General features: G+C 70.3%; 20 protein-coding genes. 14 read left to right on the top strand and 6 right to left on the bottom strand.

From position 1 onward, the window contains the following. The first annotated feature begins 105 nt into the window (after positions 1 to 105). From ACQ5BE_RS08645 to ACQ5BE_RS08625, 5 genes are all read left to right on the top strand, one after another. Complete coding sequence (locus ACQ5BE_RS08645; protein ID WP_430296634.1) at positions 106 to 1,110, top strand: ABC transporter substrate-binding protein; 1,005 nt, start codon at positions 106 to 108, stop codon at positions 1,108 to 1,110. Positions 1,111 to 1,117: 7 nt separating this feature from the next. Further along, positions 1,118 to 1,894 (top strand): ABC transporter permease, encoded by a 777-nt coding sequence (locus tag ACQ5BE_RS08640; RefSeq protein ID WP_430296633.1) that lies wholly within the window; start codon positions 1,118 to 1,120, stop codon positions 1,892 to 1,894. Positions 1,895 to 1,979: 85 nt separating this feature from the next. Next, the gene (locus ACQ5BE_RS08635; RefSeq protein ID WP_430296632.1) at positions 1,980 to 2,723 is read left to right on the top strand and encodes an ABC transporter permease; all 744 of its coding nucleotides are present in this window, start codon (positions 1,980 to 1,982) and stop codon (positions 2,721 to 2,723) included. Positions 2,724 to 2,848: 125 nt separating this feature from the next. After that, positions 2,849 to 3,604 (top strand): ABC transporter ATP-binding protein, encoded by a 756-nt coding sequence (locus ACQ5BE_RS08630; protein ID WP_430296631.1) that lies wholly within the window; start codon positions 2,849 to 2,851, stop codon positions 3,602 to 3,604. A gap of 133 nt (positions 3,605 to 3,737) precedes the next feature. Further along, positions 3,738 to 4,868 carry a zinc-binding dehydrogenase gene (locus ACQ5BE_RS08625; RefSeq protein WP_430296800.1) on the top strand — a complete coding sequence of 377 codons (1,131 nt, stop codon included), beginning with the start codon at positions 3,738 to 3,740 and terminating at the stop codon, positions 4,866 to 4,868. Between the two features lie 84 nt (positions 4,869 to 4,952). Here ACQ5BE_RS08625 and ACQ5BE_RS08620 read toward each other — a convergent pair whose 3' ends face one another. From ACQ5BE_RS08620 to ACQ5BE_RS08610, 3 genes are read right to left on the bottom strand one after another with little or no spacing between them, the layout of a single operon-like run. Next, positions 4,953 to 6,101, bottom strand: coding sequence for a flavin reductase (locus ACQ5BE_RS08620; RefSeq protein ID WP_430296630.1), 1,149 nt, complete (start codon positions 6,099 to 6,101; stop codon positions 4,953 to 4,955). Continuing rightward, positions 6,098 to 7,576: an MmgE/PrpD family protein gene (locus tag ACQ5BE_RS08615; protein WP_430296629.1), complete on the bottom strand. Its 1,479-nt coding sequence runs from the start codon at positions 7,574 to 7,576 to the stop codon at positions 6,098 to 6,100. The genes ACQ5BE_RS08620 and ACQ5BE_RS08615 overlap by 4 nt, the downstream gene beginning before the upstream one ends. A 35-nt stretch (positions 7,577 to 7,611) precedes the next feature. Next, positions 7,612 to 9,111 (bottom strand): 4-hydroxyphenylacetate 3-hydroxylase N-terminal domain-containing protein, encoded by a 1,500-nt coding sequence (locus ACQ5BE_RS08610; RefSeq protein WP_430296628.1) that lies wholly within the window; start codon positions 9,109 to 9,111, stop codon positions 7,612 to 7,614. Between the two features lie 256 nt (positions 9,112 to 9,367). Here ACQ5BE_RS08610 and ACQ5BE_RS08605 point away from each other — a divergent pair, with 256 nt between their 5' ends. After that, positions 9,368 to 10,735 (top strand): MFS transporter, encoded by a 1,368-nt coding sequence (locus ACQ5BE_RS08605; protein ID WP_430296627.1) that lies wholly within the window; start codon positions 9,368 to 9,370, stop codon positions 10,733 to 10,735. A 162-nt stretch (positions 10,736 to 10,897) separates the two neighbouring features. After that, positions 10,898 to 12,232 carry an NtaA/DmoA family FMN-dependent monooxygenase gene (locus ACQ5BE_RS08600; RefSeq protein ID WP_430296626.1) on the top strand — a complete coding sequence of 445 codons (1,335 nt, stop codon included), beginning with the start codon at positions 10,898 to 10,900 and terminating at the stop codon, positions 12,230 to 12,232. 18 nt (positions 12,233 to 12,250) lie between these two features. On the opposite strand, the gene ACQ5BE_RS08595 is transcribed toward ACQ5BE_RS08600, so the two are convergent. After that, a complete protein-coding gene (locus ACQ5BE_RS08595; protein WP_208711119.1) occupies positions 12,251 to 13,186 on the bottom strand; it encodes a LysR family transcriptional regulator in 936 nt (311 codons plus the stop codon). 79 nt (positions 13,187 to 13,265) lie between these two features. On the opposite strand from ACQ5BE_RS08595, the gene ACQ5BE_RS08590 reads away from it, so the two are divergent. The 4 genes from ACQ5BE_RS08590 to ACQ5BE_RS08575 all read left to right on the top strand — a co-directional run bounded on the left by ACQ5BE_RS08590 (position 13,266) and on the right by ACQ5BE_RS08575 (position 19,133). After that, entirely contained in the window at positions 13,266 to 14,918 is a 1,653-nt protein-coding gene (locus ACQ5BE_RS08590) for an FAD-binding oxidoreductase (protein WP_430296625.1), read from the top strand. A 113-nt stretch (positions 14,919 to 15,031) separates the two neighbouring features. Then, a complete protein-coding gene (locus tag ACQ5BE_RS08585) occupies positions 15,032 to 17,011 on the top strand; it encodes a flavin-containing monooxygenase (protein WP_430296624.1) in 1,980 nt (659 codons plus the stop codon). Beyond that, complete coding sequence (locus tag ACQ5BE_RS08580; RefSeq protein ID WP_430296623.1) at positions 17,008 to 18,429, top strand: carboxylesterase family protein; 1,422 nt, start codon at positions 17,008 to 17,010, stop codon at positions 18,427 to 18,429. The genes ACQ5BE_RS08585 and ACQ5BE_RS08580 overlap by 4 nt, the downstream gene beginning before the upstream one ends. A 29-nt stretch (positions 18,430 to 18,458) precedes the next feature. Continuing rightward, on the top strand, positions 18,459 to 19,133 hold the full coding sequence (locus ACQ5BE_RS08575; RefSeq protein ID WP_430296622.1) for a GntR family transcriptional regulator: 675 nt from the start codon (positions 18,459 to 18,461) through the stop codon (positions 19,131 to 19,133). A gap of 29 nt (positions 19,134 to 19,162) precedes the next feature. Here ACQ5BE_RS08575 and ACQ5BE_RS08570 read toward each other — a convergent pair whose 3' ends face one another. Next, positions 19,163 to 20,416: a MinD/ParA family ATP-binding protein gene (locus ACQ5BE_RS08570; RefSeq protein WP_430296799.1), complete on the bottom strand. Its 1,254-nt coding sequence runs from the start codon at positions 20,414 to 20,416 to the stop codon at positions 19,163 to 19,165. A 232-nt stretch (positions 20,417 to 20,648) separates the two neighbouring features. On the opposite strand from ACQ5BE_RS08570, the gene kynA reads away from it, so the two are divergent. Genes kynA through ACQ5BE_RS08555 form a run of 3 tightly spaced genes read left to right on the top strand, consistent with a single transcriptional unit; the run spans position 20,649 to position 23,664 of the window. Next, positions 20,649 to 21,518, top strand: a complete 870-nt coding sequence (gene kynA / locus ACQ5BE_RS08565) for a tryptophan 2,3-dioxygenase (RefSeq protein WP_430296621.1) — start codon at positions 20,649 to 20,651, stop codon at positions 21,516 to 21,518. 2 nt (positions 21,519 to 21,520) lie between these two features. Next, on the top strand, positions 21,521 to 22,813 hold the full coding sequence (locus ACQ5BE_RS08560; RefSeq protein WP_430296620.1) for a kynureninase: 1,293 nt from the start codon (positions 21,521 to 21,523) through the stop codon (positions 22,811 to 22,813). Further along, entirely contained in the window at positions 22,810 to 23,664 is an 855-nt protein-coding gene (locus ACQ5BE_RS08555) for a PaaX family transcriptional regulator (protein ID WP_430296619.1), read from the top strand. Before ACQ5BE_RS08560 ends, ACQ5BE_RS08555 begins: the two co-directional genes overlap by 4 nt. 95 nt (positions 23,665 to 23,759) lie before the next feature. On the opposite strand, the gene ACQ5BE_RS08550 is transcribed toward ACQ5BE_RS08555, so the two are convergent. After that, positions 23,760 to 23,842 (bottom strand): IS3 family transposase (locus ACQ5BE_RS08550; protein ID WP_430296798.1); only part of this gene is annotated, 83 nt, incomplete at its 5' end.

Raw genomic sequence — 23,842 nt, 5'->3', positions numbered from 1 at the left:
AGATGTGACCCTTGCAACATCATCGTAGCGAAGATACATTACTTCATGAGAAATGCATTCTTTCCGAGTGCGGCAGCGCCGCCGAGACACTGCAGGAGAAAGACCATGACCACTCGACGTTCCTTCCTCGTCAAGGGCACCGCGGCCCTCGCCCTGGCCGCGGCCGCGTCCCTCGGCCTCACAGCGTGCGGCGGTGACGCGCCGGCGCAGTCGGACGGGGGCACCACCAAGGTCAAGGTGGCCGTGGCGCCCATCCAGTTCGAGACGGCCTACATCGCCCAGCAGAAGGGCTACTTTGCCAAGCACGGCCTCGACGTCGAGCTCGTCCGCGGCGCCGATCCCGCCGCCCTCCTGGCGCAGGTCGTCTCGGGCGACGTGAACATCGGCATCGGCTCCTGGATCAACGTCGCGACCTCGGCCGCCAAGGGCGTGCCCGTGAAGGTGATCGGCGGCAACGGGATGGTGGACTCGAAGTCCGACAACTCGGGTGTCCTCGTCGCCAAGGACTCGCCGGTCAAGAGCCTGAAGGACCTTGCCGGCAAGACCATCGGCGTCAACGGCGTCAAGACCGGCGGGGACATCCCTGTCCTCCAGGCGCTCGAGGGAGCCGGTGTCGACACCAGCGGCGTCAAGGAGGTCGCGATCCCCTACTCCGGGATGCAGGCGGCGCTCGAGCGCAACACGGTCGACGCCGTCGTGCCGGCGGACAGCTTCTACCATCAGATGGTCGCCGCAGGCTACACATCGATCTCGAATCCCGTCCGGGAGTACCAGGCGAACATGCCGGTGACGGTCTGGACGACGACCGCACAGTGGGCCTCCCAGAACGCCTCGACGGCGAAGAAGTTCACGGATGCGATGACGGAGGCCGTCGCGTACTACAACGACCCGGCGCACCTGCAGGACGTCCAGAAGGTCTATGCGGACGTGAACCAGGCGGACATCTCCAAGGCGCCCAAGACGTTCGTCCCCGCGGATGTGACCCTGAACGTGAAGGAAGCCCAGGACGGGATCGACGCCATGCGCCACTTCGGGCTGCTCCAGAAGGACGTCGCGGTGAAGGACGTGCTGTGGGACCAGGCCCCGCAGCGTGCCGAGGCTGGCAAGTGAGCCGACGATGACCACCGCCTCGGCCCGCGGCGCCTGGCTCCTCGTCCAGCGCATCCTCGCCATTGCCGTCCTCCTCGGACTGTGGCAGGCAGTCGTCGCCTCAGGCGTCCTGCCGTCCATGGTCCCTGGAGTCGGCGCCGTGGCCTCCGCCGTCGCCGCCTCCCTCGTGAACCCCGCGTTCTGGCAAGCCCTGGGGATGACGCTCCTCGCGGCCCTCGCGGGGTGGCTCATCGCCACCGTCGTCGGAGTCGTGCTCGGCCTGCTCATCGGATCGATCCGCTTCCTGGACCGCTCGACGTCGATCCTCATCGACTTCGGCCGCTCGTTTCCCGTCCTGGCGCTCATGCCGGTCGTGATCATGCTCCTCGGGTCAAACTCCCGCATGGAGATCGTCGTGGTGGCGCTCAGCGCCCTGTGGCCCATCCTGATCCAGACCAGCTATGGCGCACGTCGCCAGGAGGCGGCCGTGGCCGACACGGTCGCGGTGTTCCGGATCCCGCCGATGCTGCGCTTCCGCCGTGTCCTGCTGCCGGGGGCAATGCCCTTCATCGCGACAGGCGTGCGGATCTCCTCGGCCATCTCGATCCTCGTCGCCGTCGGCGTCGAGGTCATCTCCCAGGCGCCCGGGATCGGGCGTCAGATCACCCTCATGCAGCAGAACGCGAGCTGGGACCTCGCCTTCGCGTACCTGCTCTTCACGGGCTTCGTGGGATGGACGCTCGCAGTCCTCCTCCAGCGGCTCGAAACCCGTGCCCTGACGTGGAAGAGGCAGACCGATGACTAGTGCAGCGCTCAAGGCAGCCGATCCGCGCGTCACGCGCCCTGTTTCGCGGCGGGCGCGCGGAGCTGCCCCGTCAACGCTCGCCCGCGTGGCCCAGTCCTCGTGGCTCGTGGTGGTGGCAGCCCTCGCATGGTGGTTCCTGTCGGCGAAGAGCAGCAACTTCTTCATGCCCCCGCTCGCCGACATCATCGCGTCCCTGGGCAAGGACCTCGGCAACGGCGTGATCGCCGCCGGCGCTGCCTACTCGCTCGGGAATCTCTTCGGTGGCCTTGCCATCGCGATCGCCGTCGGGGTCCTCCTCGGCATCCTCCTCGGCGAGGCGAGGTGGCTCCGCGAGGTCATCGACCCGATCATCCACTTCTTCCGCTCGATACCGCAGGCTGCCCTCGTGCCGCTCATCATCGGCACCTTCGGCGTGGGCCAGGGCCCGAAGGTCGGAACGATCGCCTTCGCCTGCGTGTGGCCGGTCCTGCTCAACACGATCGACGGCGTCCTCGGCGTCGAGCCGACCGTGCGGAAGTTCGCGCGGGTGTACCGGATCCCGCCTGCGCTCTACTTCCGGCGGGTCGTCCTTCCGGCGGCCCTGCCGCAGATCATGGCAGGCATCCGTGTGGCCCTGCCCATCGGCATCACGGTCATGGTCGTGTCCGAGATGTTCGCTTCCACTGAGGGGCTCGGGTTCTACATCCTCAACTCCTCTGCGACCTTCCAGGTACCCCAGACATGGGCGGGAGCGCTGCTCGTCGGCGTCGTCGGCTATGTGCTCTCGATGCTGTTCGTCCTTGTCGAGCGCCGGATGCTGCGTTGGTACCACGCGTCGGGTGCCCAATGATCTGGGCCGCCTTCGCCCTCCCCCTACCGGAACAACCGCCGTCAGGAGCGACCATGACCATCCAGCACCAGCCCCTTCACGATGGCGCGCCCCCTCGGAGCGCCTCGGAGCAATCCGAGGACGTGATGACGGTACGCGGACTGACGATGAGCTATGGCGCCGGCGCCGCGCTCAACCCGATCCTCGCCGACCTCGACCTGGACATCGCCTCCGGCGAGTTCGTCTCGATCGTGGGACCCTCCGGCGTCGGCAAGACCACCCTGCTGCGCTGCCTCTCGGGGCTGATCCGCCCCCACGCCGGGACGATCACGGTCTCCGGCGATGTCATCGACGGGCCGCACCCCGACCTGGCAGTGGTCTTCCAGGACTACAGCCGCTCGCTCATGCCGTGGATGACCACGCTTGAGAACGTGGCCTTCCCCCTGCAGGGAAAGGGCATGGCCAAGGCCGAGCGCACCGCGGCAGCGGAGAAGAACCTCGCCGCCGTGGGGCTAGCGGGCCAGGGCCACAAGTTCCCGTGGGAGATGTCCGGCGGGATGCAGCAGCGGGTGGCCATCGCACGGGCGCTCGCCTACGAGGCCAAGGTGCTGCTCATGGATGAGCCCTTCGCTTCCGTGGACGCGCAGACCCGGTTCGACCTCGAGGACCTCGTGCTGAACCTCCAGCAGGAGCTGGGCGTCACGATCCTCCTCGTCACCCACGACATCGACGAGGCGCTCTACCTTGCCGACAAGGTGGTGGTGATTGCGAACAAGCCGGCCACGGTCGTGGATGTGATCGAGACCGGCTTCGGGGACCACCGCGACCAGCTCGAGACGAAGGCGGACCCGCGCTTTGCCGAGGCCCGGGCACGGATCATGCATCGCCTGCGCAAGGACTGACGCTCTGACGGGAGTGGCAACAGAGCGGGTGAGGCCGGGTCGGAATGACCCGGCCTCACCTGTTGCCCGCTCGGAGGTCCCGTGACTCATCATGCGATGACAGCCAACAAAATATAATTGTCTGTGAACTGCAATATCTAGCCCGTTCGGGAGGAAGCCCCGCGGGAGACAGCGAGGCGACATACGTGCAGCGGTCATCAACAGGCTCGACGGGACGTTCGACATCGAAGAGCTCGGCATCGACCACCCGCGGGGCGCCGAGGTCCTCGTCGAGGTGGCAGCGGCCGGACTCTGCCACTCGGACTACCTCGTCGCCTCCGTAGACCGGGGCCGCCCCCTTCCGATGGTTGCCGGACACGAGATGTCCGGCATCGTTGCGGAGGTCGGACCTGATGTGGCCGATCTCAAGGTCGGCGACCACGTCGTCGCCACCGAGGTGGACTTCTGCGGCTCCTGCCGGGAGTGCCGCGCAGGTGCCCCGTTCCGCTGCCTCAACCCTGCCGCGGCGCGCCGGCCGGAAGGTGCCCCTTCACGCCTCACCAGGGATGGCGCCCCCGTCACCGCGTTCGGCGTTGCAGGCTTCGCCGAACGAACGCTCCTGCACCGCAACAAGCTCGTCAAGGTTCCCCGCGAGATCCCGTTCGCCCAGGCTGCCGTCCTCGGCTGCGCTGTCTCCACCGGCGTCGGAGCGGTGCTCAACAGCGCAGGCGTCCGACCGGGCGAGACGGTCGCCGTCGTCGGCCTCGGCGGGGTGGGCCTCAACGTCGTGCAGGGTGCCGCGCTCGCCGGCGCACGGGCCGTCGTCGGCATCGACCTGCAGCTGCCGAAGCTCGCCCTCGCCCGGCGCTTCGGAGCCACCCACGTGGTGAACCCCGCAGAGGAGGACGTGGCGGCCGCGGTGCGCGCGGCGACCGACGGCGGCGCACACCACGTGTTCGAGGCGATCGGGCTGGGCGCGACCCAACGGCAGGCCATCGGCCTGACCCGCACCGGCGGATCCGTGAACTTCATCGGCATCCCGCAGGGCACGCCTCCCGACATCGACATCATGCGGGACCTGCTCCTCGGCCAGCGCACCATGCGAGGCGTCTACATGGGCTCCACCGACCCGCGGCGGGACATCCCCTTCTATGCCGACCTCTACCTCCAGGGCCGCCTCAACCTCGACGACCTCGTGTCGGTGCGTCTGGACCTTGCGGCCATCAATGACGCGTACGCGCGCCAGGAGACGGGCGCCGTCGCCCGGTCCGTCGTCACGTTCTGACCGGGAGGCCTTCTGGTCCTGCAGACCGACAGAGGAGGGGCGGGACGCTGTAGCGTCCCGCCCCTCCTCGTTCCACGCTGGGGGTCAGACTGTGCCGCCGTGGCGCGCGATCACGTCCCGCGCAAGCTTCCTGCCGAAGGCCGTGTGCGCGGCGAGGGCGTCCTGCGCCGCACCGGCGTCGCGGGACGCGAGGGCCTCTGTGAGGTCCCGGACGTGGCTGGTCTCGAGCTGGCGCGACCACTCGTCTGCCGTGAGCGCCTGGCGCCACACCGTGCCGATGCCGAGGCGGCGGAACGCGTCGGCCAGCGCTGCCGAGCCGGCCACCGAGACGAGGCGCTCGTGGTAGGCGACGTTGAGGGCGAGGAATGCATCGAGGTCGCCCGCCTCCTGAGCGCGCAGGGCCTCGAGCTCGCCCACAATGCGCCGCAGCTCCGCGACGTCCTGATCCGTCAACCGGCCGAGGTGGGAGGCGATGACGCCAGACTCGATCGTGGCGCGGCCCTCATAGGCGGCGTCGGTCGTCTCCGCGGTGATCGGCTGCGGCTCGAGGAGGCCCTCGTCGTTGCGCATCACGAGCCCCTCGGCCGTGAGCTTCACGAGCGCGTTCTGGACCTGCTCGGGCTCGGAGCGGATGGCCTCCCCGATCGCGACGGGGTCCAGGACGGAGCCGAGCGGGCTGCGCCGCTTCAGCACCCAGTCCCGGACCCCGTCGTACGCCTTGACCTCGAGGACACGCTCAAGGCGGCCCATCGTCCCGCGGTAGTACGCGAGCGGCTGCTTGTCCGCGGCGCTCGCCTGAGCCACGATGCCGAGGAACACAGTGTGCGTGCCGCCGGTCGCGGTCTCGGCCACTCGGCACTCGATCGTCGCCAGCGCGCCGTCGAGGAGCGGGACCCCGTTCTCCGAGACGGTGTAGCCCACGCCCTCGAACTTGTCGCCGCCCTTGCGGCCGAACTGGAACGCGAGTGCGGCCTGGTCCTCGGCGAGGATGTTGATGCCGAACACCCCCGCTTCTGCGACCCGGTCATGCGTGGAGGAGGAGCGGTTGAGGCATGCGAGCATCATGGGCGGCTCCATCGAGAGCGAGGAGACGGCCGAGGCTGTCGTGCCGTAGGGCTTGCCGTCGACAACGGTCGTGATGACCGTGACGCCCGAGGCGAAGTGCCCCACGACGTTGCGGAAGACAATCGGGTCGACGGTGGCGCCGTGCGTGGTCAGGGGCTGGGCGGTCATGGTGTCCTCCTTTGGACAGGAATGGTCTGTTCTCCAGATGTGGGACCCTCGGGGAGGGTGAGTGCGTCCAACAGCGGCCCGACGCCGGACGCAGCCGGAACATCGAGCGCGAGCCCGAGTGCGTGGCGGGCTCGCCGGGGAGTGAGGCCCGCGAACTCGGCGTTGGCGAGGAACTTCTCCTCGACCTGTGTCTCGGTGAGGGGGGAGTGATGGCGGTCCCCGAGGGGGTTCTCGACCCGCTCCCGGAAGATGGCGCCGTCGTGCGTGAGGACCTCGACCTCGGCGGTGAGGTACTCGCCGGGTGCGAGGGAGGGGACGATCTCGACGGCCGCAGCCGCCGCGCCCAGCGCCGGGTCGGTGGCGGCGAGCAGGTGCTCGGGGCGTACGGTGCCGTACGCGAGGGCCGCGGCGGCGGTGAAGCGGAGGCTGAACGCGGCGTCGACCTCGGGGGTGCGGCCCGGCGCCCAGGGTGCACCCACAAAGCCCGCCGCGGTGCGGGGGGTGACGTGCACGCGGATGCGCGAGGCGTCCTCGAGGCGGACGCCGCGGGCGTGCAGGCGCGCCGCTGCATCGAGGCTGGGGTGGCTGGCACGGCAGGAGCTCCACGGTTTGACGACCCGGTCGGCACAGAACACTTCGCCGAGGCGCTCGAGCATGAGGTCGGGACGCGGTTCGGTGCAGAAGCGGTCGAGGAAGCCGAACCGGCCGCCGAGCGGGTCGTCCTCCCCGCGATACCCGATCATGGCGAGCTCGACGGCGGTGACTCCAGCCTGCGCGGCGAACGCCATGGGCAGGCAGAAGGCGGGCGCGTGATCGAAGATCGGCGCCACCGAGCCTCCCAACTGCTGGACCGCGATGCCCCACGCATCGATCAGACCGTCCGTCCCGATGCCAGCGAGCCTGGCCGCAAGCGCGGTAGCGCCGATGCCGTTGACCGTACCGGTGTTGTCCTGGCCGGAGTACACGTCGAAGCCGCTGCCCACCGCGAGGCGGGCCGTGAGGTCATCGGCGAGCACGAGGGCGTCGAGGAGCGCGCCACCGCTCGCGCCACGGCGTTCGGCCTCCGCGAGGGCGACCGGGACTGTGGTCCCCGTGATGTGGGCTGCGACCTCCTGCCCCTCGGGGCCCTCGGCACTGACGGGCTCGAAGTCGAAGGAGCGTGTGAGGACGCTGCCCGCCCACGCTGCGGTACGCGAGGGGAGCGCCGTGGCGGTTCCTAGGATCCTCGCTTCCGCGCGCCCGCCCCAGCCGGCGGCCAGCGCCAGCAGCTGCGTGGCCGCCGGCGCGCGGTGGCCGGCGAGGGCACATCCGAGGGCGTCCACGAGACGCACGACGGCGCGCTGGCGGGCTTCGGGCGGGATCTCCTCGGGGCGGGTGGCCAGGACGTGCCGGGCGAGTCGGGAGGTGAGCTCGTCGCGGGCCGGCTGTGCGCCATCGCCGGCGCCGGCCCGGGCCTGAGCGGGTGCGGTCGTCATCCTTGCCTCCTCTCTGGGTGGTGTCGTGGCCGGTGTCAGGCCGTGGTGGACGTCGAGGTGAGGTCGTCGAGTTCGTCCGCGGCCGGTGGGACGGGCGCGATGCCGGCCTCGGTGAACATGGCAGCGTAGGCCCCGGTCTCGCCCTTGGCCTGCGCTTTCCGGTGGTCGAGGGCGCGGGCGCGGGCCACGGAGCCGAGGTAGAACCGCTCGTACAGCTCGATCCGGCTGCCGAGGGCGGAGCCCGCGAAGTCCCACGCGGTGCGGAAGATCCGCGCACGCTCCTCAGCCGTGATCCCGTTGGCCCCCGGCAGGTACTTGTGCAGGAGGGGCCCGAGCCGCGGGTCCTCGAACGCCCGGGCAGTCGGCGTCGCGAGCAGGTTGTGCGAGCCCATGGACTTGATGATGTCGTTGACCCGGGCCATCCAGACGGGCAGGACGGTGCGCAGCGACGAGATGTCGTCGTGGCAGAAGAAGGCACCCCCGCCCCAGTCCGAGGCGCGGTTCTCGGCGTCGGACACCACCGAGCGGGCGATGCGGAGGTAGGAGTAGATCTCCCCGAGCATCGCGGCCGTGTCGGGCTTGCCCTCGGTGCCCGTGACCTTGGCCATCTGGGTGCACAGATCGTACGCGAACTCGAGCTTGACCGAGGCGCGGATTGCCGTCTGCTGCTGGGTGTTGCCGGTCGCGGTGGCCGCGTTGATCGCGTTGTACACATCGAGGTCGCCGTCGATGAAGACCCGCTCCCACGGGACGAGGACGTCATCGAAGATGATGACTGCGTCCTGCTCGTCGAAGCGCGAGGAGAAGGGTCGGTCGACGATCTCCATGTCCACGCCGTAGTGGTCCCGGCAGACCGCCACGACGCCTGGGCTCGCCACCGGGATGGCGAACGAGAGCGCGTACTCCTCGAAGCCCTTCTGGATGGGGGTGGCGGGGTACACGTAGAGCTCGTCGGCAATAGGCCCCAGTGTGGCGAGCATCTTGGCACCCCGGACCACCAGGCCCTGCTCGGTGCGCTCGACGACGCGCAGGGTCAGCTCCTCGTTGATGCCCTGCAGCTCACCGACGCTCTTGTCGATGGCCGCGTGCACGATGGTGTGCGTGAGGGCCAGGTCCTGCTCCTGCACGAGACGCCAGTAGGCTTCCAGCCGCTCGAAGTACACCGGGTCGCCGGAGCGGCCGTAGATGTCCTTGCGGCTTGCATGCCCGGCCAGGACCACGTTCACGTAGTCCGGGGTGCGGCCCAGCATGCCGTTCGAGTACCGGGCGAGCCGGTCGAACGCACGGTGCCGGCGCGCGATGTCCTCGGCGCTGCGCGGCCGCAGGAGGGACACGTTGTGCTGCTGACCTGTCTCCGGGTCCACCATGAGGCAGTCGTCCGCGTACTTGTGCTGGTAGTCGAAGTACGCGGCCATCCCGGAAATGGAGCCCTCGAAAGCCGGATGGGTCGAGACGTCGATGCGCGTCTCGCCCAGCCATACCTCGCGGCCGTCGGCGAGGCCGGCTCGGTACTGTTCTCCCGTGCGTGCCACCATCGGTGACCTCCTTACGTCGTGCCCCGCAGGACAGAAAATATAATCTTGAGTCGAGATTACAAACTCAAGCGGCCTGCGCGCAAGCGTTTCTGCGATCTAGCTCACATGCGCCCGCTCCTCTCGCGCGCGCGTGGAAGCAATGGGCGCAGCGACGGCAGGAAAATATTTTTTTTGCCGAAAATGTTCAAACCTTCCCGTCGGGTGTGTCATCCTGTGGTGAGGACCACACACCCCCCTCCCGCCGGAAGGCCCGCTTATGACGCACGCAACGACGCGAGCTGGGAACCCCTCGGACTCGCTGAACACCAAAGACCTGCGCCGGATCCTTGCCTCGAGCGCGATCGGCTCGATCATCGAGTACTACGACTTCATCCTCTACGCCACCGCGGCATCACTGATCTTCGACAAGGTCTTCTTCTCGAACCTGCCCTCGGGCGTCGCGCTCTTCGCCTCCTTCGGCACGCTGGCTGTCGGCTACATAGCCCGCCCGCTCGGCGGAGTGGTCTTCGGCCACTTCGGCGACCGCGTGAGCCGCAAGCGCATGCTCGTGGTCTCGATGCTCCTGATGGGCTTCGCCACCGTGGCGATCGGCCTCCTTCCGACCCAGTCCGTGATCGGCCTCGCCGCCCCGATCCTCCTCGTCGTCCTCCGGGTCGTCCAAGGCCTCTCCGTGGGCGGGGAATGGGGAGGCGCCACGCTCATGGCGCTCGAACACGCCCCCGCGTCCAAACGCGGCTTCGCCGCCGCGTTCGCCAACGCCGGCGGTCCGGCCGGCGGCCTCGTCGCCACCTTCGTGGTCTCCGGAGTCTCCGCGCTGACGGGACCCGCCTTCCTCGACTGGGGCTGGCGCATCCCGTTCCTGCTCTCGGCCGTCCTGATCCTCATCGGCCTCGTCATCCGCCTCAAGGTCGCGGAGTCCCCCGTCTTCCAAGCGCTGGACGCACAGGCCGCAGAGGTGCGGGAACGCAAGAGGTTCCCGGTTGTTGCGGTGTTCCGCAAGCACTGGCGCCCACTGGTGCTCACGCTCGTGGCGTCGCTCGGCTTCTACACCATGCAGGGATTCCTCACCTCGTGGGGCGTCTCTGTGGCCAATGCAGAGGGTGTGTCCCGGGAGGGCATCCTCAACGTCAAGGGCATTGCCGCGGTCGTGACGATCGTCGGGTGCTTCGCCGCAGCGCGCGCCAGCGACAGGCTCGGCCGCCGCGCTGTCCTTGCCGTGGGCGGCGTGCTCGGGATCCTCTGGGTCTACCCGGCGCTCGTCCTCCTCCACAACGGCACCCTGTGGGGCTTCTCAGTTGCCGTGATCGTCGGCAACGGGCTCGTCCAGGGCCTGCTCGCCGGGCCCATCGGCGCCTACATCTCCGAGCAGTTCCCGCCGGAGGTCCGGTACACCGGGGCATCCCTGTCCTACCAGACGGCATCGACTCTCGGGGCAGGCCTGACTCCGATGCTCGCAACCCTGCTCGTGATGGTCGACGGCAGCTTCGCCCTCGTCGGCGTCGCCTGGGCCCTGATCCTGGCCGCTGGCCTGGTGGCGGTCTTCCTCAGCCGGGAGGGGACCCGGCTCGGGGCCGATGCCGTGCCGGTAGCCGGGACGCGGAAGCCTCCCGCGGCTGTTCGCTGATCCACGGGGCCCGGACCTTCGGGACCGGGCTCCGCCGTGATCGCTTAAGACTGATTTTTAGAACATGGGCACCTGATTTCGATGCTTTACCAGATGAAGTCGGCGGCGCCACGATGGAAGCACACCGCGGCGATGCGGCCGGGTGCGCTGAAAGGAACTCTCATGACCAACTCGCGCGGACACCACATGGTGCTCACCACCTTCATGCTGCCGGCGGGCTACCACAAGGACAGCTGGCGCATGGCGGGCAGCCGGGCCGACGAGCTCGGCAACTTCGACTTCGTCGCCGACCTCACCCGCATGGCCGAGGCAGCCAAGCTCGACGCCGTGTTCTTCGGCGACATTGCGCACGCCAACACGGTGATGCGCGGGGACATCAAGATGAACGGCTTCTACGAGCCCATGACGACGCTCGCCGCGCTCGCCGCGGTGACGAAGAACATCGGCCTCATCGGCACCATCTCGACCTCCTTCTACGAGCCCTACAACGTGGCGCGCCTGCTCGCCGGGCTTGACCACATGTCGGGTGGCCGCGCCGGCTGGAACATCGTCACGAGCTCCGACGGCTACCAGAACTTCGGGCTGACGGAAGCCCCCGACGGGCCCACCCGCTACCGGCGCGCCACCGAATTCGTCGAGGTCGTCCAGAAGCTCTGGGACAGCTGGGAAGACGGCGCAGTCATCAACGACCGCGACTCGGGCTGGTACACCGACACGTCGAAGATCCACGCGATCGACCACGTCGGCGAGTACTTCCGCGTCCAGGGTCCTCTTCCCGGCCCCCGGTCGCCGCAGGGGCGTCCGGTGCTCGTCCAGGCCGGGTCGTCCGGCCCCGGCGTCGAGCTCGGGAGCTCGGTGGCGGACGGGATCTACACGGCCCAGCCCCTCCTTCAGCCCTCGATCGAGTTCTACGCGGACTTCAAGGCCAAGGCCGCCGCGAAGGGCCGGGACCCGGAACTGATCAAGGTCATCCCCGGCATCCTCCCGATCATCGGCGACACCCAGGCCGAGGCGGACGAGCTCGCCGAGGAGCTTGCCCGCAACATCCATATGGAGAACGGCCGCCGGCAGGTCGGCGCGGACCTCAAGCTGGACCTGTCCTCCCTCGACCTCGACGAGGCGATCCCCGTCGAGTGGTTCACGGAAGATCCGGCGAGGGGCTCGCGATACCACATCTACCGCCGCAAGAGCGTGGACCAGGGCATGACCTTGCGCGAGCTCATCGTGGACCTGGCCCGTTCGACCGGCCACCAGTGGATGGCTGGGACGCCGGGCGCCATTGCCGACCGCATGATCGAGTGGTTCGAGGCCCGCGCCTGCGACGGGTTCAACCTCAACTCCCCCTTCAACCCGGGCGGCTTCGCCCTCATCTGCGACAAGCTCGTTCCGGCGCTCGCGGAGCGCGGCTACTTCCGCCACGAGTACGAGGGCACCACCCTGCGCGAGAACCTCGGCCTCCCGTACCCGTCCGCCGTGCGCGAGTCGTCGCTCGCCTGAGCGTCCGCCGTGAGCCCGTCAGTCCCCGCCCCGCTCGGTGAACAGCTCGAGCGCCACGTCGATCCACGCGCGTGCCCTGACCGAGGGGCGTGTGCTGCGGGGGCTCGCGAGCGCGACCTGGACTGGCCGGGACAGCTCGGCCCGTGCGCGCAGCGGGAGGAGCCGTACGCCGAGCTCGGCGTACGGCGCCTCGAGCGCGGTCTGCTGGTACAGGACCGCGACGCCGCGCCCCACCGCGACGAGGGACCTCACCGTTGCGTACGAGCGGGAGCGGTGCCGCACCTGAGGAACCGCGCCGGCATCGTGGAGGAGCTGCAGCACCCGGCTCCCCAGGGGAGGGGAGTCGAAGAGGACGAGCGGTTCGTGCGCGATGTCCGTCAGCCGCACCCCCTCCGCTTCCGCGAGCGGGTGGTCCGCCGGGACGAGGACATGCGGGGCCGCGTCCGCCAGGGCGACCGTCGTCAGCGCAGGGTCCACGCCGGCGTCGTACACGAAGGCGACGTCGAGCGCTCCGGCGAGGAGCCCCGCCTGCACGTCCTCGTGGAAGCCCTCGACGAAGTCCACCTCGACCCCCGGGCACTGGCGGGCGAAGTCGGTGAGCATGGCCGGGATGATGGTCGGCCCGAGCGTGATGTCGCAGCCCACGGTGAGGGGGCCCCGCAGCTGCGAGCGGTCCTCCCGGGAGAGCGCCGCGATGGAGTCCGCAAGCCTGAGGAGCTCCCGGGCCATCCCGAGCACCTGACGGCCCGTCGCGGTGAGGGCGACGCCCTTGGCGCGGCGTTTGACGAGCAGTTCGGCGCCTACCGCCCGCTCGAGTTCGCCGATCGACGTGGAGATCGCCGACGGGGCCATGTGCAGCCGGCGCGCCGCCTCGGCCAGGGTCCCGGACTCGGCCGCGAGGACGAAGTGCCAGGCCTGCCGGAGGGTGAGCGCGGGCTGCTGCTCGGGGATCATGCGCCGAGCCTAGCCGGTCGCAGGAGACTTCCTCGGCCCAGCTGCTGAACAAGCCTTGAGAAAAACGAAGGAAATGAACATGTCCGCACATTCCGTCCTGTCCGCAGATTCCGCCACGGACTCCCGCGAGGAGTTCCTCCGCCGCGCAGCCGAGATCATCGGCGCCGAGCACGTGGTCCGCCCCGACGTCCAGGACGGCTACCTCGACCCGTACCCGCTCAACCACGGACGCTCCGCCTGGCCGGGAGTCCGGCCCGCCAGCACCGAGGAGGTCCAAGCCCTCGTCCGGCTCGCGGGCGAGACCGGGACTCCCCTGTGGACGTTCTCCTGCGGGAAGAACCTCGGCTACGGCGGACCGGAGCCGCGTGACCACGGGATGGTCGTGCTCGACCTGTCCCGCATGAACCGCATCCTCGCCGTGGATGACAGGCTCGGGTATGCCGTCGTGGAACCGGGGGTGACGTTCTTCGACCTCTTCGAGTACATCCGCGAGCACGGCCTCAATCTCTGGATGAGCGTTCCGGCGCTCGGCTGGGGGTCGATTCTCGGGAACATGCTCGACCGCGGCTACGGCATGACGCCGATGGGGGACCACGTCAAGAGCCTGTGCGGGGTCGAGGTCGTCCTCCCAGACGGAGACCTGCTGCGCACCGGCATGGGCGCCATGGATGGAACCGACCTCGGGCCGATCTTCCAGGGCGGCTTCGGTCCCACCCTCGACGGGCTCTTCACGCAGTCGAACCTCGGCGTCGTGGTCTCGGGTGGCCTGTGGCTCATGCCTGCACCGCAGGCGTTCGCGAACGGGGACGTCATGGTCGAGCGGGAGGAGGACCTCCCCGCCCTCATCGACGTGCTCACCCAACTGCGGCGCGAGGACATCATCCAGAACAACGCGCTGTGCGGGAACGTTGTCCGTGCCGCGACGATGCGCGGGTCCCGGAAGGACTTCTGGGACGGCGAGGGCTCCATCCCAGACTGGCGGCTGGAGGAGATGCGGCGGGACTTCGGGATCGGACAGTGGAACGCCAAGTTCGGCCTGTACGGCGACCCGGGCCTGGTGCGCAGGCGCCTGGAGATCGTGCGGGACCGGGTTGCCGCTGCCGTCCCAGGGGCGGTGGTCGACGCCCGCGTGTACGAGGGCGAGGAAGGCCGCCGGCTCGACCACGAGCGCATCGCCGAGGCGGACCGCACGCAGATGGCCGGTGTCCCGACGCTGAAGCCCCTCTCTACGGTCGCCTGGGCCTCCGAGAACGGCGGCCACATCGACGCCGCGCCCATCATCCCTGCGCGCGGCGAGGAGGTGTACGCGTTCTACCAGGAGGCCAAGGCGCTCTACGCAGAGTACGGTTTCGACCTCTACATCGGCTACCACCTGTACCCGCGGCACATGGTGCACGTGACCATGATCTTCTTCGAGCGCGGCAACGAGGAGATGCTCGCCAGGGCACGCGCGCTCTATGCCCGCCTGCTCGACGCGGCCCGCTCCCACGGCTATGCGCCCTACCGCAGCCATGTGGACTACATGGACCGGATTGCCGCTGGCTTCGACTTCAACGACCACGCCGCCCTGCGCTTCCAGGAGCGGCTCAAGGACGCGGTCGACCCCCGCGGCATCATCGCCCCCGGCAAGCAGGGGGTCTGGCCCGCGCGGTTCCGGGCTGCGCGGACGAGCGAAGCGGGCACCCCGGCTCAGGCCGAGGGCGAGGTCGGCGCGGCGACAACCGTCCGCTGACCCGCCGCGCTTAGCGATAATGCATTTTCTATTGTTTATTGCATTCCAGTTGATACTATGGATGCAGACGTGATGCCGCTCACCGGGCGGCCCTGTGATCCGAGGAGAGCACTGTGACCGAATCCCTGGCCCCCGCCGATGTCCTGAGCGGGATCGACGACCTCTACACGCGCGAGGAGTACACCCCCATCACCGAGGATGATGCGTTCTTGATGCGTGTTGTCCAGAGCGTGGAGCTGCCGGCGCTCATGGTCGCGCTCGCGGCCGCCACTGGAGACTTCAGCCTCCTGCGCGACCGGCTCCGGCCCCCGCAGCCGCCGGTGGACACCGTCGGAAAGCCGCATGGTGCCATGAGCGCCGAGCAGCAGGCCGAGGCCCGCGCCCTCGCCCTCGACGCGCTCAGGAGGGTCCGGGACGAGCGCATCACCCGGGTCCGCGCGCTCTCCGACGCCGAAGCCGATGCTGTCGTCGACTGGATCACCAACGGCGCCGACGCTGCCTACCGACCCCTCCTCAAGCACGACATGGCCCTTGCGCCCCAGTCGAACGGGCGCCCCCGGTGGCGCGTCGACGAGGTGGCCCCGGGACGCAACTTCACCGCCGCCGTCATCGGCGCCGGAGTCGCCGGGATGGCCTCGGCGTACCGGCTCAAGCAGGCGGGGATCGACGTGCGGGTCTTCGAGAAGGGCCATGACGTGGGAGGGACATGGTGGAAGAACACCTACCCCGGCGTGCGCCTCGACACCCCCAACTACGCCTATTCCTTCTCCTTCGCCCAGCGGGACGACTGGCCCCAGCAGTTCTCCGAGGGCGCCGAGATCCACGCGTACACGAGGGAAGTCGCCGAGCGTGGCGGCTTCCTCGACGACATCGTGTACGGGGCGGATGTCCAGGCCATCACGTGGGACGAGGGCTCCCGCATGTGGGACGTGCGCGTCGCGGTCGACGGCGTGCCGGCCGTCCACCGGGTCAACGCCGTCTTCACCGCGGTCGGCCAGCTCGACCGTCCCAAGATCCCTGACACCCCGGGACGCGAGACGTTCACCGGCGCGCAGATGCACTCCGCCGAGTGGAACCACGGGGTGGACCTCACCGGCAAACGGGTCGCCGTGGTCGGAACCGGCGCAAGCGCCTACCAGATCGTCCCGGCGATCGTGGACCGGGTCGAATCGCTCACTGTCTTCCAGCGCAGCTCGCCGTGGATGCTGCCTACGCCCATGTACTACGACAGCATGCCGGATGCCGTCCTGTGGCTCTCCGAGCACCTGCCCCACTTCGGCCAGTGGCTGCGCCTGTGGCAGCACTGGCTCGGCGTCGAGGGCCGCCAGCACACCACTGTCATCGACCCGCAGTGGACCCGCCCGGACTCCATCTCCGAGGTCCACCACCGTGTCCAGGAGTCCCTCCGCGCGCTTCTGGCCGAGCAGTACGCCGGCCGCCCCGACCTGCTCGAGAAGGTCACCCCCGACTACCTCCTCGGCGGCAAGCGCATGCTGCGTGACAACGGCGTCTGGGCCGCGTCCCTCCGCAAGCCCCAGACGCAGCTCGTCACCTCCGGACTGGACCACTTCGTCCCCGAGGGCGTCGTGGACGGAGACGGGGTCCTGCACGAGCTCGACGCCGTCATCTACGCCACGGGGTTCCAGGCGAGCGAGTTCCTCGAGCCGCTCTCCATCACGGGCCGCGGGGGATGGGATCTCCACGCCTACTGGGGCGGCGACGCGAAGGCCTACCTCGGCATGACCGTGCCGGGCTTCCCGAACCTCTTCATCGTCTCGGGGCCCAACACCGGCCACGTGGTCAACGGCAGCCTCTTCTCGATGATCGAGTACGGCCTCGAGTACGCGCTCGACGCCATCCGCCGCGAGCTCTCCGAGGGCTGGTCCGCGCTCGACCTCAAGCAGGAGGCCCTGGACGAGTTCTACGAGCGGCTCGACGCCGCCAGTGCGACCAAGGCCTGGGGACATCCCAGCGTGCACACCTGGTACAAGAACCGCTTCGGCCGGGTCTCCCAGATCTGGCCCCTGCCGGTCCTCGAGTACTGGAACCTCACGCGCTCCGTCGACCCTGAGCAGTACGAGCCGATCCGATGAGCGTCGCGCTCGGCGGGCACGCGAAGGAGGCGGGCGACGGCCGCACGACGCGTGGCGTCGTCGTCACCCGCTGTCGGTGGGCGCGGCTCGGCGGTCCAGCGGGCGACGGCGTCCTCCCGCCCGCCGTGCCCGTCGCACCCGCCGCGGTGGGAACCGTGGAGGACGCCGTGGTCTTCCCCCAGCAGCCCGGGGGCCTGGACTGGCTGCTCGGCCCCGCGGCAGGGGAACCCCGCCAGGACGAGGACGCCTTCCAGATCAGCGTGTACGCTCCCGCCGAGGCGGCTCCCGGCGCGCCCCTCGTCGTGTTCCTGCCCGGTGGCGGGTACGTCTCGGGCGGTGCATCGGTCCGCTGGCACGACGCGTCAGCCCTGGCCGAGGCGATCGGCGCGGTCATCGCCGTGCCCGCCTACCGGCTCGGGGCGGCCGCCTGCTTCATCCCCGGCCCCGACGGCACTGCACCGGCCGTGGCGGACGCCGTCGCGGCGGTCCAGTGGGCCATCGACCACGCGGCGCACTTCGGCGGAGACCCGGACGACGTGACCCTTGCAGGCCAGTCGGCCGGGGCGTGGCTCGCGTTCGCAGCCGCGCAGCATCCCGCGCTCGCAGGGCGGATCAGGCGGCTGGCCTTCTACAGCCTGCCGTACCAGCCTCCGCCCGGCCCCGAGGGCGCCGCTGCCCGGCGCCGCGTGTTCGCCGAGGCGCTCGCCGGAGCGGACCCGTCGGCGGCCACGCCCGGCGTCCTCGTGGCCGCCTCGGCGGAGGTTAACCGGGCCTGGGCGGGCCGCGGCCTGGGAGTCCAGCCGCTTCCCGGCGGTCGGCTTTCGGGCGACGTCCAGGACTGGGACGCGGCCGTGGGGCGTCTGGCCGGCGTGGAGCAGGTCCTGCTGGCGACGACGGCCCATGAGGCCCGTGCCTTCATTCCGCCACACGCGGCCGGCAGCCTGCCCTCGGCGGCAGCGGACGCGTACCGGGCGGCCCACTTCGCGCGGCCCGGCGAGCTCCCTGCCGCTGAGGGTGCGTGGGGGCAGATGACCGCCGACATGACCGAGCACCAGTTCGCCAGTGCCGCCCGCGAACTGGCGGGGCGCCTGCGTTCGGCCGGGGTGGCTGTCCACGTTTCACGCCTTGACGTCGAGGCGGCCGGCGGTGCCGGCGCCCCCCACTGCTTCGACGTGCCGTTCCTGTTCGGGGACCGCGGCCAGTGGCGGGACTCGCCCATGCTCGCGGACCTCACGGACGAGGCCTTCGACGCCGTCGCCGCCGTCTGGCGCGATCCGCTCGCGCGGGCCGTGGCGGGCGAAGCGCCCATCACGGCGCCCGGCGAGGTCCAAGCGGTCGGGTTCGCGGACGGCGTCGTGCACGTCGACCACGTGCCCGATCCCGCCCGCGGCGAGCCGGTGCGCAGGGCCGAGCCGTGACCAGCCAGCCGAGAGCCTGAGGAGGGGGCATGGGAACGGCTGGACGGCAGGCGTACAGCATGCTGCGCGCCGCGATCCTCGACGGCGTGTGGCGCCCGGGGGAGCGCCTCGCACCCGGTGCGCTCGGCGCGAGGCTCGGCACGAGCACCACGGTGATCCGCGAGGCCCTCACCCGGCTCGCGGCTGAGGACCTCGTCACCCTTCGGCCGCAGCGTGGGTCCGCGGTCCGGGACCTGGATGTGCAGGAGCTGCACGACCTGACGGAGCTGCGGTGTCTGACCGAGGTGTACGCCGCGCGGTTGAGCCTCGAGCGTGGGGACGTCGCCTGGGAGAGCGCGGTGATGGCCGCCTACCACCGCCTGACGCGCACGCCGCGGCGCGACCCGGAGGGTCCTTCCGTCACCACTGCTGCGTGGCAGGAAGCCCACCGTGCGTTCCACGAGGCGCTCCTGTCGGCCTGCGGGTGCGCGCCCGTCCTCCGGCAGGCCAGCCAGCTCGGCCGCACCACCGAGCTCTACCGGCGCTGGGCCTCCGCCGCGCCTGCCGCGTCGCAGCGGGACGTCGAGGGCGAGCACCGCGGCCTGCTCGAGGCAGCACTGGCGCACGACGTCGAGGCGATGGCCGCGCGCCTTCGGCACCATTACGAGGCGACGGCAGAGATGGTCCTGGACGCGGGCCTTGCGATGGCCCAGACGCGAGGGTGAGCCTCGGCGGCCCGGGGAAGCCGACAGGTCTAGAGCCCGCGGGCGACCGCGGCGGCCGCGGCAAGCCAGGCCCGCTGGGTGGCGGGCCGGAGGGAACCGTAGCGGAGCGGGCCGCCGACCATGGCAGGGTCGTGGGGGATGGTGACGACCTCGCGTGCGAGCTGGCGGTACCCGTCCGCGATCCGGCGGACCTGGTCCGCTGTTGCCCTCGGATCGGCTTGGCTGACAATGGCGACCGCCTGCTCGGCGAGGCTGGCAGAGTGCTCGTCCCGCTCCGCCAGGGCTTCCAGGAGGAGGGCGCCGGCCTCGGCGTGGTCGTCCCGGGTGGTGGTGGCGACGACCAGCTGGTCGGTGCGGTCAATCATGCGCAGCCACATGGGATCGCTCTCGTCGTTGCCGCTGTCCATGAGGATCAGGCGGTAGTACTTGGCTGCAACCGCATGGATCACGTCGACATCGTTCGGCTCCACACGCTGCTCGTGGGCAAGGGCCATCGGCTTGCTTCGGAGGACATCAAAGCGGTCGCGCGTCTGATGGTGCACGAATCGCGCGAGGTCAGCGGACTGGGCGGCGATCCCGAGCAGAGGTTCGACCTGGGGCAGGAGGTCGAGCACGGTGGCCTCGTGCGGCCCCTGCTCGGTGCGCCAGCCGAGCGTTCCGCGGGTCTGGTTGTTGTCCCAGGCCAGGACGCCGGCGCCGCCCTCGCGTGCGAACACGGCGGCCAGGAGGATCGTGCTGGGGGTCTTGGACGCGCCGCCTTTTCCATTGACAACCGCGATCGTGCGGGGTCCCGGCCAGTGCTGGCTGACGGCCTGAACGTCCGCGCGCTCGGCGCGCTCTGCAGCGCTGGGCGGCATCCGGAACCCGGCACGGGTGAGGATCCCTCGCCATCCCTGCGTCGCGGGCTCCTCCGCCTGTTCCTGAGGGAGGAAGGATGTGCGCGACGAGTGCGGCCTGGCGGATTCCGCGGGAGGCCGGCCGGGCTCCGGCAGGCGGCCCTGCGGCCCCACGCCGGCGGCATCGGGGGCCGGGACCTCTGTGAACGTGCCGTCCGGTGATACGACCACGAGGCTCTGGCCTTCCCCATCCCTCGTGGTGACTTTCACGGGCCGCCCGAGCCGGATCGCCGTTCCGGAGATGAGGTTCAGGGCCTCTCGCAGGGCAGCAAGTTCGTCGTCCGCCTGAAGAGGGTGGGACGTTCCGTCGATCGTGACCTCTCCGGTGCCGTCGGCGCGCAGTACCGCGTCGATCTTGGGGAAGTCGAGGGCGTGGGGTTCCATCATCTCCGCCTTGCTGCCGGCATCGAGACGCATCCAACCTGCGGGCGCTGCATCGAGTTCCTTCGGAGCGGATGATCTCGCGCTTGTGTCTGTGGGGGTCAAGGTACATCAACGGGAAGACGCCGAGAAGGAGACAGCCGCCAACCGGCCCACTCAGCCGTGCGGCACACGGCACCTCGGAGGAGCCTCGATTTCATTCTCTTGACGTTCGTCACCTAGCTGATATCGTGGGAATATGCCCCAGACCACCTCCGCCGAGCCCGCCGGCGTCCGCCGGATCGAAGACGGCGTCCGCACCGACTTCCGCGGCGCCATGACGTACGGTCGCTACCTCGCCCTCGACGAGCTCCTCCACAGCCAGCGCCCGCAGAGCCAGCCCGAGCACCACGACGAGCTGCTCTTCATCGTCCAGCACCAGACGAGCGAGCTGTGGCTCAAGCTCGTCTTGCACGAGCTGCTCGAGGCGCGCCGCCTGATGGACGCCGACGACCTCGGCAAGGCCCTCAAGTGCCTCGCCCGCGTCAAGGCGATCCAGCGGACGCTGACCGAGCAGTGGAGCGTCCTGGGCACCCTCACCCCCCGCGAGTACTCCCAGTTCCGCGGCTCGCTCGGCAACTCCTCGGGCTTCCAGTCGTACCAGTACCGGGCCATCGAATTCGTGCTCGGCAACAAGCACGCGAAGATGCTGGACGTCTTCCGCTCCGAGCCCGAGGCGCACGCGCTCCTGTCCCGGATCCTCGGCGAGCCCACGGTCTACGACGCGTTCCTCGCGCTCGTGGCCCGCAGCGGCTACGACGTGCCGCAGGACGTCCTCGACCGCGACGTGCGCGAGCCGTGGACCTTCCGCGAGGACCTCGTGCCGGTGTTCCAGCGGATCTACGAGGAGGACTCCACGCCGTGGGGCCTTTACGAGGCCTGCGAGAGCCTCGTGGACCTCGAGGACAACTTCCAGGCGTGGCGCTTCCGGCACCTGCGCACGGTCCAGCGCACCATCGGCTTCAAGCGCGGCACCGGGGGCTCCTCCGGCGTCGACTTCCTCAAGCGCGCCCTCGACCTGACCTTCTTCCCCGAGCTGTACGCCGTCCGCACGGCGATCGGAGCCTGATCATGACCCTCCCCAGCACCCCCGCCCCGGCCGCGCACGACGCCGGCCGCGCACCCGCCGTCGTCGGCCTCCCGACGCTGGACGCAGCAGCGCTCGACGCCGCCGACCCGCTCGCGGCATTCCGCGGCCGGTTCCTCGAGCCCGAGGGCCAGCCGGTGGTCGCGTACCTCGACGGGAACTCCCTCGGCCGGCCGCTCGCGGACATCGGCGACCGGCTCGCCGCGTTCACGGCCGGGCCCTGGGGCCAGCGCCTCATCCGGGCCTGGGACGAGGAGTGGATGGACGAGCCGTTCCGTCTCGGCGACCGCCTCGGCGAGGTGGTCCTCGGGGCCGCGGCCGGGCAGACCGTCGTGGCCGATTCGACGTCGGTCATGATCTACAAGCTGGTCCGCGCGGCGCTCGACGCCGCCGGGCCGGGCCGGGATGAGATCGTGATCGACCGCGAGAACTTCCCCACCGACAGGTTCCTCGTCGAGGGCATCGCCGCCGAGCGCGGCGCCACTCTCCGCTGGATCACGCCTGACCCCGCCACCGGGGTGACCACCGCAGACGTCGAGGCCGCGCTCTCGCCGCGCACCGCCGTCGTGCTCCTCTCCCACATCGCCTACCGGTCCGGGTACGTCGCCGACGCGCCCGCGATCACCGACGCCGTGCATCGCGGCGGGGCGCTCGTGGTGTGGGACCTGTGCCATTCGGCGGGGTCCGTGCCCCTCGAGCTGGACGCGTGGGGCGTGGACCTGGCGGTGGGCTGCACCTACAAGTACCTCAACGGCGGCCCGGGCTCGCCCGCGTTCGGGTACGTGCGCGCCGGCCTGCAGGAGACGCTGCAGCAGCCGATCTGGGGCTGGATGGGCGCCGCCGACCCTTTCGGCATGACCGAGTCCTACCTCCCTGCCGCCGGCATGCGCCGCTTCATCACGGGCACGCCGCCGATCCTCGCCATGCAGCCGCTCTCCGCCATGGTCGAGCTGATCGCGGAGGCGGGCGGGATCGACGCCCTGCGCGCCAAGTCCGTGCTCCTGACCGAGTTCGCCACCGCCCTCGCGGACCGCGACCTGGCCCCGCTCGGGGTGCAGTTCGCGAGCCCGCGCGACCCATCGGTGCGCGGCTCGCACATCACCATCAACCACCCGCGCTTCCGCGAGGTCACAGCGCTGCTGTGGGAGCGGGGCGTCATCCCCGACTTCCGGCCCCCGCACGGGCTGCGGATCGGGCTGTCGCCGCTGAGCACGTCGTTCGCCGAGGTGGAGGCCGGGATCGAGGCGATCCGGGCCGCCCTGACCGAGCTCGCATGACCCAGAGCCTCCAGGCGGGGCGCGAGCCGCGCGTCGCGGACGACATGGTCTCGCGGCCCGGCAGCGCCGTCTCCCTCCTGCGCACGGTGGTGGGGCTGTATTTGCGCGAGGCCGGTGGCTGGATGCCCACCGACGCGTTCCTGGCCCTGCTCGGCGCCCTCGGGGTGCCTGTGCCGCAGGCGCGCACGGCGCTGAGCCGCGTCAAGGCGCGCGGCCTCCTGCAGGCTCAGGCGCACGACGGCGTCCCCGGCTTCGCGCTCGCAGCGGGCGCCGAGGCGATGCTCGCCCGCGGCGACCGGCGCATCCACGAGCCGCGGGCCATGGCGGCCGACGGCGAGTGGTGCCTGATCGTGTTCTCGGTGCCGGAGGCGATGCGGGACGCCAGGCACCAGCTCCGCAGGCAGCTGAAGTGGATCGGCTGTGGCACCGTGGAGGCCGGGGTGTGGATCTGCCCCGACTTCCTGCGCGGCGAGGTCGAGGACGCGGTGGAGGGGCTTGGCCTGTCGGGGCACGTGGTGCTGTTCACCGCGCGTGGGCTGCCGGCGGGGCCGGTCGCGGCCGGGCAGGTGGGGCAGTGGTGGGACCTCGAGGGGATCGCGCAGCTGCACCGGGAGTTCGTCCAAGGGCAGTCGGGCGTGCCGGAGCACAGCCGGAGTGCCGCCGAGAGCTTCGCGGCGTATGTCGGATGCATCGACGCGTGGCGGGTCATCCCGTACCTCGATCCGGGCCTGCCGTCCGAGCTGCTGCCGCAGGATTGGCCAGGGCCCGAATGCATCGCGCTGTTCCTGCGGATCCGACAGGCCCATGCGGGCCCGGCGGCCGACTTTGTGCGGGGCGTCCTCGCCCCGTAGGCCCACCCGTTGCGGGGTCCCGTCCCACCCGTTGCGGGGTCCCGTCCCACCCGTTGTGCACTGGTCCCCGATAGTTGGACTGGCTTATTGAGATCCTAGGCTGCCAGGGCCTGGGCGCGGTATTGGACCGGGCTCAGGCCCTGGAGTCGTTGGGAGGTGCGTTCGTTGTTGTACCAGC

Origin of the sequence: Sinomonas sp. B1-1 (genome assembly GCF_050474465.1) — a bacterium.
Taxonomy (GTDB): domain Bacteria; phylum Actinomycetota; class Actinomycetes; order Actinomycetales; family Micrococcaceae; genus Sinomonas; species Sinomonas flava.
Note: the sequence above shows the minus strand (reverse complement) of the source record. Positions and strands in the feature narration are given on the sequence as shown.